Annotated in this window: 14 protein-coding genes; 6 read left to right on the top strand and 8 right to left on the bottom strand. The window is 68.0% G+C overall.

The annotated features are described in order from the left end of the window. The first annotated feature begins 1 nt into the window (after position 1). The 4 genes from HH110_RS00390 to hemF are packed head-to-tail and all read left to right on the top strand — an operon-like array spanning position 2 to position 3,706. A complete protein-coding gene (locus HH110_RS00390) occupies positions 2-421 on the top strand; it encodes an NUDIX domain-containing protein (protein ID WP_176988453.1) in 420 nt (139 codons plus the stop codon). A gap of 31 nt (positions 422-452) precedes the next feature. Next, positions 453-1,052, top strand: coding sequence for a hypothetical protein (locus tag HH110_RS00385; RefSeq protein WP_176987815.1), 600 nt, complete (start codon positions 453-455; stop codon positions 1,050-1,052). Between the two features lie 52 nt (positions 1,053-1,104). Then, positions 1,105-2,757 carry a hypothetical protein gene (locus tag HH110_RS00380; RefSeq protein WP_176987814.1) on the top strand — a complete coding sequence of 551 codons (1,653 nt, stop codon included), beginning with the start codon at positions 1,105-1,107 and terminating at the stop codon, positions 2,755-2,757. 52 nt (positions 2,758-2,809) lie between these two features. Next, positions 2,810-3,706 carry an oxygen-dependent coproporphyrinogen oxidase gene (gene hemF / locus HH110_RS00375; RefSeq protein WP_176987813.1) on the top strand — a complete coding sequence of 299 codons (897 nt, stop codon included), beginning with the start codon at positions 2,810-2,812 and terminating at the stop codon, positions 3,704-3,706. Positions 3,707-3,774: 68 nt separating this feature from the next. Here the strand turns inward: hemF and HH110_RS00370 are convergent, their stop codons facing one another. Together HH110_RS00370 and polA are read right to left on the bottom strand one after the other, a co-directional pair. Then, positions 3,775-4,248: a DUF421 domain-containing protein gene (locus HH110_RS00370; RefSeq protein ID WP_176987812.1), complete on the bottom strand. Its 474-nt coding sequence runs from the start codon at positions 4,246-4,248 to the stop codon at positions 3,775-3,777. Positions 4,249-4,610: 362 nt separating this feature from the next. Continuing rightward, complete coding sequence (gene polA / locus HH110_RS00365) at positions 4,611-7,382, bottom strand: DNA polymerase I (protein ID WP_176987811.1); 2,772 nt, start codon at positions 7,380-7,382, stop codon at positions 4,611-4,613. A 97-nt stretch (positions 7,383-7,479) separates the two neighbouring features. Here polA and HH110_RS00360 point away from each other — a divergent pair, with 97 nt between their 5' ends. Next, entirely contained in the window at positions 7,480-7,761 is a 282-nt protein-coding gene (locus HH110_RS00360; protein WP_176987810.1) for a DUF2782 domain-containing protein, read from the top strand. 82 nt (positions 7,762-7,843) lie between these two features. Next, complete coding sequence (locus tag HH110_RS00355) at positions 7,844-8,083, top strand: hypothetical protein (protein WP_176987809.1); 240 nt, start codon at positions 7,844-7,846, stop codon at positions 8,081-8,083. 131 nt (positions 8,084-8,214) lie between these two features. Here HH110_RS00355 and HH110_RS00350 read toward each other — a convergent pair whose 3' ends face one another. From HH110_RS00350 to uvrD, 6 genes are all read right to left on the bottom strand, one after another. After that, the gene (locus HH110_RS00350; protein ID WP_176987808.1) at positions 8,215-8,661 is read right to left on the bottom strand and encodes a universal stress protein; all 447 of its coding nucleotides are present in this window, start codon (positions 8,659-8,661) and stop codon (positions 8,215-8,217) included. 76 nt (positions 8,662-8,737) lie between these two features. After that, a complete protein-coding gene (locus HH110_RS00345; protein ID WP_176987807.1) occupies positions 8,738-9,307 on the bottom strand; it encodes a sugar O-acetyltransferase in 570 nt (189 codons plus the stop codon). Positions 9,308-9,356: 49 nt separating this feature from the next. Continuing rightward, on the bottom strand, positions 9,357-9,614 hold the full coding sequence (locus HH110_RS00340) for a hypothetical protein (RefSeq protein WP_176987806.1): 258 nt from the start codon (positions 9,612-9,614) through the stop codon (positions 9,357-9,359). Between the two features lie 199 nt (positions 9,615-9,813). Further along, on the bottom strand, positions 9,814-10,368 hold the full coding sequence (locus HH110_RS00335) for a hypothetical protein (RefSeq protein WP_176987805.1): 555 nt from the start codon (positions 10,366-10,368) through the stop codon (positions 9,814-9,816). A gap of 141 nt (positions 10,369-10,509) precedes the next feature. Further along, positions 10,510-10,836, bottom strand: a complete 327-nt coding sequence (locus HH110_RS00330; protein WP_176987804.1) for a low molecular weight protein tyrosine phosphatase family protein — start codon at positions 10,834-10,836, stop codon at positions 10,510-10,512. A 15-nt stretch (positions 10,837-10,851) separates the two neighbouring features. After that, positions 10,852-13,041: a DNA helicase II gene (gene uvrD, locus HH110_RS00325; RefSeq protein ID WP_176987803.1), complete on the bottom strand. Its 2,190-nt coding sequence runs from the start codon at positions 13,039-13,041 to the stop codon at positions 10,852-10,854. Positions 13,042-13,052 lie beyond the last annotated feature (11 nt).

Raw genomic sequence — 13,052 nt, 5'->3', positions numbered from 1 at the left:
CGTGCAGCACGCCGCGGCGACGATCGATATCGTCGCCGCGGTCGTTTTCGATGCCGGCGGCCGCGTGCTGGTGGTGCGCAAACAGGGCTCGGAGACCTTCATCCAGCCCGGCGGCAAGCCTGAGCCCGGTGAGGCGCCCCTGGTCGCGCTGGCGCGCGAGCTGCAGGAAGAACTCGGTGTCACCCTGGTGGAGGAAAGCGCCGTGGCGCTGGGCCGCTTCGAGGCGTGGGCGGTGCACGAAGCCGGGCACCGTGTGCGCGCCGATGCGTACAGGGTGACGGTGACCGGCACGCCCCGGGCACAGGCGGAAATCGCCGAACTGGCCTGGGTGCCGCCGCGCCCGCCGCATGGCGTGCGCTTGGCACCGTTGAGCGCAGACCATATCCTGCCCGCGGCCGCGAACGCGGTGGCTGCGACCTAGACGTCGTGGCCTGCCCCAACCAGGACACCGGATGTCAGCGTCGTTTCCCCCGCAATTGCCTTCGTTCACGCCACGCCCCAGCGGGGATGGCGCACCTGCGTTCCTCGCGCCCCTGCTCAAGTCCGTGCTGCTGGTCTGCCTGGCCTCGGCCGCGCTGTGGGCGGTACTGGCGCTGATCTCCATTCCGTTGTCCGCTACCGACACCCTGCAGGCGTTGCTGGCCGGCGAGGACCTGCACTGGCTGCCCGGCACGCTGCAGTGGCTGCTGGCTCACCCGGTCCTGGCCAACGTGCTGCTGTGTGTGTCGGCCCTGGCCGGCGCCGTGTCGTGCTGGGGCATGCTGCGCCGCTGGCGTGGGGCGTGGGCGTCGTTCGTCGTGCTGCTCGCCGTGACCGCCGTACTCAACGGAGTGGTGGTCTGGGCCGTCGACGATGCGTTCCGGCATGTGCTGGCGCAGCTGCCGGCGGAGACCTACTCGCTGGAGATCCTGCAGCTGCGTAGAGACCTGCGGGTGCTGCGTGTGATCTGGACGGGATTGACCGGACTGACCGCCGTCGCGTTCGCGGTGCTCCATGTCTGGCTGATCGTGCGCCTTTGCGCGCCGGATGTGCGTGCGCTGTTCCGCCGCTGAGTTTCCCCCGCAGCGCCGGCGTGCGCTGCACCACCCCCGCAAGGATGATGCTGTGACTGTTTCGATTCCCCTCCTGCGCCGCCACGGCTGGCGCGCGACGCTGTTCACCCTGCTCACGGCGGTCAGCCTGCCCGCGGCGGCCCAGGCCATGGTCTGCGGCACCTTCCTGGCCGAGGACACCGGCACCACGCTGACGCTGGAGAGCGCCAACCAGGGCTATCGGCAGATTCCCGGGCAGGCGCCCGAACCGTACCTGCTGAGCCGCCTCGGCAACGAGTTGAAGCTGGCCGACCTGGACAACGGCGGCGTTGTCGCGCTGACCGTGGAGGACGGCGGCCGCCGGCTCAGCGACCGCTTCAACGCGTACCGGTTGCAGAAGGCCGCCACCTGTCGCCCCGCCACGGTGTTCCCCGCTGCGTCCTGCCGGGCCGAGATCGGCACCTGCCTGGACGACATGCTTTTCGCCAACAACGACCGCCTCCGCCAGTGGTGCCGCGAGGATGTCCCGGCCGCCTGCAAGCGCCTGCTGGCCAACTTCCAGTCCGAGGCACACGAGGCCAGGACGCTGGCCGCGACGCAGGACGACAGCCCTGACATGGCCGAGCCGGAGGTCTGCAAGGCCGACTCCGCCCAGTACGACCAGGCCGCCTGCCTGGAGGCCGCGCGTGACGCCATGGGCCAAGCCTTCGCCAAGGCCCTGGTCGGCGGGCTCGCCGCCGCCGATGCCTCGCCGCTGCCGGCAGCTCAGCTCGATGAGATCGCCACGATCTGCCAGGCACAGACCGGCGGTACGTTCTGCGCCAAGGCCGCGGAGGCCCTGTGGGAGGCCGGCCGCCTGGTCCCCGCCCGCGATGCGCTGCAGCGGGCCTGCAGCCGCGGCAAAGACCCGCGCGCCTGTGAGCGGGCGGCGCCGCTGGCCAAGCTGGATGCCAACGCACTGACGCCACTGGCGGCCACCGCACTGCCCTGCGGCAGCTACCTGGCCAGCCAGGGCCTGATGGACCATCTGCCGTTCGGCGATGGCGGCATGATCGACAGCGGCTTCGGCGGCAAGCTGCGCGCGCGCCTGGTCGACGGCGACATCCGCGTGCGCCACGACCAGGGCGACGACTTCGTGTTCAAGCGCCTGGCCAACGGCAACCTGATCGGCATGGACAGCTGGAACCGCTTCAGCTACTACGAACGCACCGGCGAGGCGCAGCAGTGCAGCGCGCCGGTGGTGTTCGTCGAAACCCCGCTGCCGCAGGACTGCCCGACGCTGACCCGTGAGGGCGGCGCCCAGGCCTGCTGCGCGGCCGGCAAGCTGCAGGGCTGCAATGCCGCCGGCCACCAGCTGGCCCTGCGCAACCGCTGGGCCGAGGCGGCGCCGTTCTATCTGAAGCTGTGCACGGCCGGCGTGCGCGAAGGCTGCGAGAACCTGGCCAGCGTCTATGAACACACCGGTGACGAGGCGCTGCCCGAGCAGATGGCCGCCCTCTGCGCGAAGGATGGCAAAGGCACGCACGTCGCCTGCGATGTGCACGCGACCCGCAACTGGGGCCTGATGCAGGTGAGCGCCGGGCTGGAGCAGATCGCCGAGCGCATGGCGGCCGAAGCGGATGCGGATGCAGATGCAGATGCGGACGCCGATGCTGAGGACACGCCGCCCGCAACGCCCGCCCCGACGAAAAACAGCAAGAGCACCAACCGCAAAGGCGGCCGCTGAGCTCGCACGGGCACACGCAGGCCGTGCACCGGCCTGCGGTAAAGTAGCGCCCATGAACGACTTCGACCGCGTCCGCGCGTATCTGACCGACCTGCAGGACCGCATCTGTGCGGCGATCGAAACCGCCGACGGCCAGGCCCGCTTTGCCGAAGATGTCTGGCAACGCGCGGAGGGCGGCGGTGGCCGCACCCGCATCCTGCGCGATGGCGCGGTCTTCGAGCAGGCCGGGATCGGGTTCTCCGATGTGGCCGGCACGCGCCTGCCGCCGTCGGCCTCGGCGAACCGCCCCGAGCTGGCCGGTGCCTCGTGGCGCGCCACCGGCGTATCGCTGGTGTTCCATCCGGCCAATCCGTACCTGCCGACCACGCATGCCAACGTGCGCTACTTCCGCGCCGAGCGCGATGGCGTGGAGGTCGCGTCGTGGTTCGGCGGCGGCTTCGATCTCACCCCGTTCTATCCGATCGACGAGGACGTGCGGCATTGGCACCAGGTCGCGCACGATCTGTGCGCGCCGTTCGGCGAGGAGCGCTATGCCGCGCACAAGCGCTGGTGCGACGAGTATTTCTTCCTGCGCCACCGCAACGAGACGCGCGGTGTGGGCGGCCTGTTCTTCGACGACCTGCACGGCGATTTCGAGCGTGATTTCGCCTATCTGCGCGCGGTCGGCGATGGCTTCCTGGAGGCCTATCTGCCGCTGGTCGAGCGTCGCAAGGACACCCCGTATGGCGAGCGCGAGCGCGAGTTCCAGCTGTACCGTCGCGGCCGCTACGTCGAATTCAATCTGGTCTACGACCGCGGCACCCTGTTCGGGCTGCAGAGCGGCGGGCGCAGCGAGAGCATCCTGATGAGCCTGCCGCCACGCGTGCGCTGGGAGTATGGCTTCCAGCCGGAGGCCGGCAGCGATGAGGCGCGTCTGGCGGATTACCTGGTGCCGCGCGACTGGGTGTAGCAATAACGAGCAATAACGGGGACGGAGGTAGTTAAGCGCATGCGCTTAACTACCTCCGTCCCCGTTAATTACTTCTTCGGCACGATCGTGATGTGTCCGTTGATCTCCAGCACCGCCAGGGCGACGTCGTCGATCGACAGGCAGCCCTGCTGGCGCATCGCGGCGTCCAGATCGGCCGGGGTGACCAGTTCGCGCTTGAGCACCGAATCGAGCACCTTGCCGTCGCGGGCGATCAGGATCGGCTCGCCTTCGACCAGGGTCTCCACGCGACGGCTGCGCGTGCTCAGCCAGCCCACGCCGTAGTTGATCGAGATCAGGGTCGCCGCCAGCAGCAGGCCGCCCCCCAGCGAGGTGTCTTCGCCGAGCAGCGCGTTCTGCACCGCGTTGCCAAGCAGCACGATCAGCAGCACGTCGAAGGGGGTGATCTGGCCCAGCGCGCGTTTGCCGGACAGCCGGACCATGCCCAGCACCACCGCGTACACCACCACCGCGCGCAGGATGAATTCCCACCACGGCATGGCCAATGCAAACAGGTCGCTCATTGCCTCTCCCCGGACTGGTCAGGCCAGCATGGGCCGGCACCGGGCGCGAGGCAATGGCCGGGCGTCGCGGGCGGCGAGGTGCGTTCCAACGCCACAAATAAAAAGCCCCGCCAACCAGGGGGAGGTTAGCGGGGCCGGGGAACGGGCGCTTGGGGAGGAGCCCCCGTTCCGAGATCTGCTCCAGGGGATGGGAGAGATCCACAACAGGCATTGCGCCTGTCGAGGTCTATAAAAGCACTCCGAACATTGATAGTTCGTGAAGGGGCCCAATTAATCCGGGCCTCTTCCCATGAACATTCATCCAACAGTCAGATTATCGCGGGGCACTGAACCAATTCAGCCTTTTGACTGTGATTCAGGCCTCAATGCGCCTCGTCCCAGTTATCGCCCACGCCCGCATCCACCACCAGCGGAACACGCAGTTCGGCAGCGGAGGACATCAATTCAACGACTTTCAAACGCAAGGTGTCGAGGAAACCGCTTTCGGTTTCAAAGACCAGTTCATCGTGCACCTGCAGAATCATCTTGGCCTGGTCGCCGTGGTCCTGCAGCCAGCTGTCCACGTTCACCATGGCGCGCTTGATGATGTCCGCGGCGGTGCCCTGCATCGGGGCATTGATCGCGGCCCGTTCAGCACCGGCCCGCAGGCCCTGGTTGCGGGCGTTGATGTCGTTCAGGTACAGGCGGCGGCCGAACAGCGTCTCGACATAGCCCTGCTCGCGGGCCTGCTGGCGCATGCGCTCCATGAAATCGCGCACGCCCGGGTAGCGGCTGAAGTACAGGGCCACGTAGTCCTGGGCCTGGCCGCGGTCGATGCCCAGGTTGCGGGCCAGCCCGAACGCGCTCATGCCGTACATCAGGCCGAAGTTGATCGCCTTGGCGGCGCGGCGCTCGTTGGAGGTCACCTCGTCCAACGGCCGGCTGAAGACTTCCGCCGCGGTCGCCCGGTGCACGTCCACGCCCTGCTCGAACGCCCGCACCAGGCCCGGGTCCTCGGAGAGGTGGGCCATGATCCGCAGTTCGATCTGCGAGTAATCGCAGGCCAGGATCTTGCGGCCCGGCGGGGCCACGAAAGCGCGGCGGATGCGGCGGCCGTCCTCGGTGCGGATCGGGATGTTCTGCAGGTTCGGATCGGAGGACGACAACCGGCCGGTGGCGGCACCGGACTGGTGGTAGCTGGTGTGTACCCGCCCGGTGTCCTGGTTGATCATCTCCGGCAGCTTGTCGGTGTAGGTGCTGCGCAGCTTGGCCAGCCCGCGGTACTCCAGGATCACGCGCGGCAGTTCGTGCTGCTCGGCGATCGCCTCCAGCGCCTCTTCATTGGTGCTGGGCTGGCCCTTGGGGGTCTTCACCAGCGCCGGCAGCTGGAGCTCGTCGAACAGCACGGCCTGCAGCTGCTTGGGCGAATCCAGGTTGAAGGTGCGCCCGGCCAGCTCGGTGGCCTTCTGCTGGGCGGCCAGCATGCGCGAGCCCAGGTCCTGGCTCTGCCGGCGCAGCTCGGCCATGTCGATGTGCACGCCATTGGCTTCGATCCGCGCCAGCACCGGCACCAGCGGCATCTCGATGTCACGGTAGACGCTGTCCAGCGACGGCGTGGCCTGCAGCTGGGGCTGCAGCGCGTGGTGCAGGCGCAGGGTCACGTCGGCATCTTCGGCGGCATAGCGGCAGGCTTCGTCCAGGCCGACCTGCGAGAACGAGATCTGCTTGGCGCCCTTGCCGGCGACCTCCTCGAACTTGATCGTGGTGTAGCCCAGGTAGCGCATCGCCAGCGAGTCCATGTCATGGCGCGTGGCGGTGGAATTGAGCACGAAGCTCTCGAGCATGGTGTCGTCGTGATACCCCTGCAGGTTCACGCCGTGGCGGCGCAGCACGTGCAGGTCGTACTTGCCGTGCTGGCCAAGCTTCTTCTTGGCGGGGTCTTCCAGGGCAGGACGCAGCGCCTCGAGCACCTGCTCGCGCGGCAGTTGCGCCGGCGCGCCGGGGTAATCGTGGCCGACCGGGATGTAGGCGGCCCGGCCCGGTTCGACCGCCAGGCTGATGCCGACCAGGTTGGCGCGCATGGCGTCCAGCGCGTCGGTCTCGGTATCGAACGAGATCAGCTCGGCATCGGCCAGGCGCTGCACCCAGGCCTCCAGCTGCCCGGTGGTCAGCACCATCTCGTACTCGCCGGGGGCCGAGAGTGCGGGATCGACCGGCACCACCGCGTCATCCGGCGTAGCACGAGCGTAGCCGGCTGCGGTGCCGCGCAGGCTGACCGGGGCATCGCTGGCAGCGGCCGGGGCCGGCACGGGGCCGCCCAGCTCCTTGAGGGCCTGGGTGAAGCCGTAGCGCAGGTACAGTTCGCTCAGCGACGGCACGTCCGGCTCGCGCAGCGGCAGCGTCTGCGCTGAGACCTCCAGCGGCACATCGGTACGGATCGTGACCAGCTCGCGGTTGAGCGGCAGGCGCTCCAGCGCCGCGCGCAGGTTCTCGCCGATCTTCCCCTTCATGGTCGGCGCCGCCGCCATCACCCCATCCAGGTGCTGGTACTCGGACAGCCACTTGGCGGCGGTCTTGGGCCCGCACTTCTCCACGCCGGGCACGTTATCGACCGCGTCGCCCATCAGCGCCAGCAGGTCGACGATCTGGTCGGCGCGCACACCGAACTTCTCCATCACGGCCGCGTCCGAATCCATGCGGCTGCCGGTCATGGTGTTGACCAGCTCGATGCCCGGGCGGACCAGCTGGGCGAAATCCTTGTCGCCGGTGGAGATGGTCACCTGCAGGCCCTCGCGGTGGCCCTGCAGGGCCAGCGTGCCGATCACATCGTCGGCTTCCACGCCGGGGATGCGCAGGATGCTCAGGCCCAGCGCCTCGACGATGCGGCACATCGGCTCGATCTGCGGGCGCAGGTCGTCGGGCATCGGCGGGCGGTTGGCCTTGTAGTCGGCATACAGGTCGTCACGGAAGGTCTTGCCGGGCGCATCGACCACGAAGGCGACGTACTCGGGGCGCTCCTTCAGGGTGGCGCGCAGCATGTTGACCACACCGAACAAGGCACCGGTGGGTTCACCGTGTGCGTTGGTCAGCGGCGGAAGCGCGTGGAACGCGCGATACAGGTAACTGGACCCGTCAATCAGGACTAATCGGCTCATATGACGATTCTACGCGCCCGGCCCTGACCGTCGTCGGCACCGGGCTCACGATCCATCGGGCATAATCAGGCCTTCTTCGCCCAAGGACTCCCGGCCCATGAAGATTCTGTTGCTCGCAGGCCTGCTCGCGCTGGCCGGCTGTGCCACCGGTGGTGGTGGCAGGCCCCCGGTCGATGTCTCGGGTGCCGACGTGCTCAAGACCGTCCAGGACAATGGCGACACCATCGAGGAATACCGGGTCGGTGGCCAGCTGCGGATGGTCAAGGTGACCCCGTCGCGCGGCGCGCCGTTCTACATGTACGACCAGAACGGCGATGGCCGCATGGACAGCGACAAGGACGGCGTCTCGCCGGTCTACTGGAAGCTCTACAGCTGGTGAACCCCGCTGGTGTCCGCCCCGCCGCCCCGTGCCCGCACACGGTGGCCGGGGCAGCAAGCCCGTCCCTGCACGTTTACGCTCGATGACCACACCCGAACGCCGCAACGTCCCGAATCCGGCTGAACTGCGCGCCGGCCTGACCGCGGAGCAGCGCCAGGCGGTGGAGACACTCGAACATTTCGGCTGGCAGCTGCGCTTCGTGCGCCGCCCCCTGTTCCGTGACCCGATCCCGGTGCTGTTCGACCGCAGCGGCGAGCGTTACGTGGTGCTGCAGCCGGATGGCACGCTGGATGAATCGCAGACGTTGAAGCTGCGCGACTAACCGGGCGCGCACGCTGCGCAACGGATGCGTAGTGCCGGCCGCTGGCCGGCTGCGCTTGCATCGGACTACCCGAGGAGCCGGCCAGCGGCCGGCACTACCGGTGTCCCCGTTACCGGATACCGCTTTCCCCGTTATCGGATGACCAGCACCGGCACCGTGCTGCGGGCCAGTACCTCGGCGGTCTGGCTGCCCAGCAGTACGCGGGTGACGCCGCGGCGGCCATGCGAGGTCATCACGATCAGGTCGCTGCCGCGCTCGGTGGCGGTATCGATGATGCCGTCGGCGGCATAGCGGTCCAGCACGTGCACGGTGGCGGTACGCAGGCCCTGCGCTTCGGCGGCGGCCTTGGCCGGCTGCAGCACTTTCTGCGCGGTCTCTTCGCGGTCGGCCTTGTACTCAGGCGTGTTCATGTAGCCCACGCTCCAGCCCATGGCGTCGTACATGCCGACCGCCCACGGCTCGGAGACAGTCACGATATCGACCTCCGCATCGAGGTCCTTGGCCAGCTCCAGGCCCTTGGCCAGGCCTTTCCCGGCCAGCTCCGAACCATCGGTGGCAATCAGGATGCGCTTGTACATGGCAGAGCTCCTTGGGGATGGGCAATGGGGACACCACCATTGCACACCCGATGTGGACGCGACGCCTTGAGCTGGATCAATCGCCGTGCGGCCGTGCCGGCACCTCCCGTGCGGGATTGCCGACCACGGTCGCGCCGGCCGCTACATCGCGGGTGACCACGCTGCCCGCGCCCACCACCGCATCGTCGCCGATGCTGACGCCGGGCAGTACGATCGCGCCGCCGCCGATCCAGACGTTGCGGCCGATCCGCACCGGCCTGGCGGACTCCAGGCCCTCGGCGCGCGCCTGTGGGTCGCGCGGATGGTCGGCGGCGTAGAGCTGCACCGCGGGACCGATCTGGGTGCCATCGCCGATGCTGACCTCGGCCACGTCCAGGATCACGCAGTTGTAGTTGAGGAACACGCCCTGCCCCAGGCGGATGTTGTAGCCGTAGTCGCAATGGAACGGCGGCCGGATCACCGCGCCTTCGCCGACCGCGCCGAGCTGCTCGCGCAGCAGCGCGCGGCGCGCGGCCGGGCTCTCGGCCAGTGCCGCGTTGTAGCGGACCATCCAGACCTTGGCCGCGGCCATGTCGGCCTGCAGCTCCGGGTCGCCCGGGCGATACGGCTTCCCGGACAGCATCTTTTCCTTTTCGCTCGGACCCATATGGCCTCCTTCGGACAGAGGCTGATGATGCCGGTTGGCCGCCCGCCTGTCAGCGCGCCTTGTAGCGCGTGCCCAGCAATGCGACCACCGCGAAGACGATGCCACCCAGCCAGAACCACAGCGTCGCCCGGCCGATGTACACCACGCTGGGCTGCGGCTGGCAGCGCAGGCGCAGCAGGTCGAAGTCGCCACCGCCGGCCAGGCAGGTCTGGGCGTGCTGGAACAGGCCCAGCACCGGCTCTGCCCAGCCTGCCGACCATGTCAGCAGGACCAGTGCAGCAAGCAGATACGGAATTCCCTTGTTCACGAGTGCGCTCCCAGCGGACAGGGGCAGACTCTGGGCGCCGGCCCGGGGAGCGACAAGCGGCACGCGACGAACTGCGTGAAATCCGGGATGAGTCGGGGGCGATCGGGGATGAAGCGAGGCGCTCTGGCCCACTGCAACGCGGATGGCGCACGCATGCGCTGCCCGTGCTGCAGCGGCAGGCCACGCGCCGGACGGCTGATCAGGCGGTACGCACCACGCGTGCGCCCTGGCACAGCGGGTAGCTCGCCAGCAGATCGGCGATACGCGCGTGCATGGTGTCGAACGAGGCGCCATACAGATACAGCGCGGTCTCGGTCGGGCCCTGCCACCAGCTGCATATCTCGCCGTGGCCGTCGATGCGCTCGACGATCTGCTCGAACACATAGTTCGAATCGCACTGCTCGTAGACTTCGTCCGGCAGATCGGTGCCGTTGAGATACAAGGCCAGGCCTTCGGTAACGCCGAACGGTTGATCGGGAGCGCCTTCGCGCTGGATCAGCGAACCCTTCGGCGCGCCCAGCTGCTCCAGCAGTTCGATCACGCCGGGCAGCGAGGCCGGATCGTTCAACGCGATCTCGATATCGCCGTAATCCACTTCGCCTTCTTCGCTCAGCGCGGTGCCACCGCCGGTGATCTCACCCAGCTCGGCACTGCCCAGCAGCGCATCGAGCGGGTCTTCGAACAGCTCATGGCGATGCTCGGGCTGGAGCCTGGCGTTCAATTTGACGGTGAGGTGCAGCAGCGAATCGGTCATGGCGGGGGCCTGTTCGAAGGGGGTGACGCCATTGTAGTGCCGGCCGCTGGCCGGCTCCCGACACCGCCACGGTAAAGCGCAGCCGGCCAGCGGCCGGCACTACCGCAGACGTCGGCGCATCCGCCGGGCGCCTGCCTCGGCTCACCGCAGCAGCGGTGGCACCTTGGTCTGCAGCAACGCAACCAGCGCAGGTGCCATGAACGCGTAATCGTCCGGAATATCCAGGCACACGATGCGCTTGCCTCCGAGCCAGCGCTGGAAGCGGCTGGCCAACCGGCTGCGGTGAGCGCGCTCCATCACGACGATCAGATCGGCCCACTGCAGCAGTTCGGGACTGACAGGTACGTCGGCATCGGGCTTGAGACCCGAAGAAGCGGTCTCGATGCCCGGCCAATCGGCAAACACCTGCTCAGCGGTCGGGCTGCGCAGGCGGTTCTGGCTGCAGATGAAGAGCACGTGGCGCGTCATCCGTGACACACCTGCTCAGAGCACCGTCAAATTGGCGTACGCCATCACCAGCCACTTGCTGCCGGCCTCGATGAATTCGACCTGCACGCGGGCGTGCTGGCCGCTGCCTTCGTAGTCGGTGACCATGCCTTCGCCGAACTTGGGATGGTTGACCATCGCGCCCAGCTTGAGCGGCGGTGCTTCCAGCGCCGCATGGCCCATCACCCGGTTGGCGCCGAGCGAGGTACCGCGCGAGACCTGCACCTTCGGGCGTACTTCGTTCACCAGCTCGCGCGGGATTTCGCGCAGGAAGCGCGAGGGCACGTTGTAGTTGTCCTGGCCGTGGATGCGGCGCGATTCGGCATAGCAGAGCACCAGCTTCTGGCGCGCGCGGGTGATGCCCACGTAGGCCAGGCGACGCTCTTCTTCCAGCCGGCCACTTTCTTCCAGCGAGCGCGCGCTCGGGAACAGGCCGTCTTCCATGCCGGCCAGGAACACCAGCGGGAACTCCAGGCCCTTGGCGGCGTGCAGCGTCATCAGCTGTACGCCTTCTTCGCCGGCCTGGGCCTGGCCTTCGCCGGCCTCCAGCGAGGCGTAGGCGAGGAACGCGACCAGCTCGCTCATGTCCTGGGTTTCTTCGACATCGTCTTCGCGACGGACGAAGCGAGAAGCCACCGAGACCAGTTCGTCCAGGTTGTCCGCGCGTGATTCCGAATCCAGCGCGTTGCGGCTTTCCTTGGACCAGTGCTCGCGCAGGCCCGAGCGCACCAGCACGTGGTCGATGCGTTCGGCCAGTGTCATCTCGTCGGCTTCGGCCTGGAGCTGGTTGACCAGCACCAGGAAGCCGGCCAATGCGTTGCGTGCGCGCGCGGCGAGCGCATTGCCCTGGGTGGTCAGCATGGTGGCTTCCCACAGCGAGATCGCGTGGGAACGCGCCAAGCGGCGCACTTCATCCAGGGTGCGGTCGCCGATGCCACGCGTCGGCGTGTTGACCGCGCGCTCGAATGCCGCGTCATCGTTGCGGTTGGTCATCAACCGCAGGTACGCCAGCGCATCCTTGATTTCGGCACGCTCGAAGAAGCGCATGCCGCCGTACACGCGGTACGGCACCTGCTCGGAGAGCAGCGCTTCTTCGAAGGCACGCGACTGCGCGTTGCTGCGGTAGAGCACGGCGACGTCGCCGTAGCTGCCGCCATCGCGCACCCACTGGCGCGCGCGCTCGACCACGTAACGCGCCTCGTCCATCTCGTTGTAGGCCGCGTACAGATCGATCGGGTCACCGTCGCCGCTGTCGGTCCACAACTCCTTGCCGATACGGTCCGGGTTGTGCGCGATCACCGCGTTGGCCGCGCCGAGGATGTTGGCGGTGGAGCGGTAGTTCTGCTCCAGGCGCACGGTCTGCGCGCCCGGGAAATCCTTGAGGAAGCGCTGGACGTTCTCGACCTTGGCGCCGCGCCAGCCATAGATGGCCTGGTCGTCATCACCGACCACGAACACGTGGCCGGTATCGCCGGCCAGCACGCGCACGAAGGCGTACTGGATGGCGTTGGTGTCCTGGAACTCGTCCACCAGGATTTCGCGGAAGCGCGAGCGGTAGTGGGCCAGCAGCGCCGGGTTGTCGCGCAGCAGTTCATGCGCGCGCAGCAGCAGCTCGGCGAAATCGACCAGGCCGGCGCGATCGCAGCGCTCCTGATAGGCGATATACGCCTGGCGCATGGTTTCCAGCCACGCGTCATGCGGCTCGGGCTGGATATGCTGCGGGCGACGGCCCTCGTCCTTCTGCTCGTTGATCCACCACGCGATCTGCTTCGGCGGGAACTTGCCGTCGTCGATCTCCAGCTGCTGGACCACGCGCTTGACCAGCCGCAGCTGGTCGTCCGAATCCAGCACCTGGAAGCTGTCGGGCAGCTTGGCGTCCTGGTAGTGCAGGCGCAGCAGGCGGTGGGCCAGGCCGTGGAAGGTGCCGATCCAGGCGCCACGGCTGCCCTGCGGCAGCTGCAGGTCGATGCGGTGACGCATCTCGCCGGCGGCCTTGTTGGTGAAGGTCACCGCAAAAATGCCATGGGTCGGCACGCCGCAGACTTCATTGAGCCAGGCGATGCGGTGGATAAGCACGCGGGTCTTGCCGGAACCGGCACCGGCAAGCACCAGATGGTGGCCGGGCGGGGCGGACACAGCTTCGCGCTGGGCGGGGTTCAACCCGTCGAGCAAGTGGGAAACATCCATGTCCCCATTTT

Source organism: Stenotrophomonas sp. SAM-B (assembly GCF_013387485.1).
Lineage (GTDB): Bacteria > Pseudomonadota > Gammaproteobacteria > Xanthomonadales > Xanthomonadaceae > Stenotrophomonas > Stenotrophomonas maltophilia_AA.
This window is presented reverse-complemented; position numbering and strand designations above follow the sequence as displayed.

Excerpts from the sequence above, each read along its gene's own strand:
- HH110_RS00385 (WP_176987815.1), top strand. The coding sequence starts at position 453 with ATGTCAGCGTCGTTTCCCCCGCAATTGCCTTCGTTCACGCCACGCCCC.
- hemF (WP_176987813.1), top strand. The coding sequence starts at position 2,810 with ATGAACGACTTCGACCGCGTCCGCGCGTATCTGACCGACCTGCAGGAC.
- HH110_RS00370 (WP_176987812.1), bottom strand. The coding sequence starts at position 4,248 with ATGAGCGACCTGTTTGCATTGGCCATGCCGTGGTGGGAATTCATCCTG.
- polA (WP_176987811.1), bottom strand. The coding sequence starts at position 7,382 with ATGAGCCGATTAGTCCTGATTGACGGGTCCAGTTACCTGTATCGCGCG.
- HH110_RS00360 (WP_176987810.1), top strand. The coding sequence starts at position 7,480 with ATGAAGATTCTGTTGCTCGCAGGCCTGCTCGCGCTGGCCGGCTGTGCC.
- HH110_RS00355 (WP_176987809.1), top strand. The coding sequence starts at position 7,844 with ATGACCACACCCGAACGCCGCAACGTCCCGAATCCGGCTGAACTGCGC.
- HH110_RS00350 (WP_176987808.1), bottom strand. The coding sequence starts at position 8,661 with ATGTACAAGCGCATCCTGATTGCCACCGATGGTTCGGAGCTGGCCGGG.
- HH110_RS00345 (WP_176987807.1), bottom strand. The coding sequence starts at position 9,307 with ATGGGTCCGAGCGAAAAGGAAAAGATGCTGTCCGGGAAGCCGTATCGC.
- HH110_RS00335 (WP_176987805.1), bottom strand. The coding sequence starts at position 10,368 with ATGACCGATTCGCTGCTGCACCTCACCGTCAAATTGAACGCCAGGCTC.
- HH110_RS00330 (WP_176987804.1), bottom strand. The coding sequence starts at position 10,836 with ATGACGCGCCACGTGCTCTTCATCTGCAGCCAGAACCGCCTGCGCAGC.
- uvrD (WP_176987803.1), bottom strand. The coding sequence starts at position 13,041 with ATGGATGTTTCCCACTTGCTCGACGGGTTGAACCCCGCCCAGCGCGAA.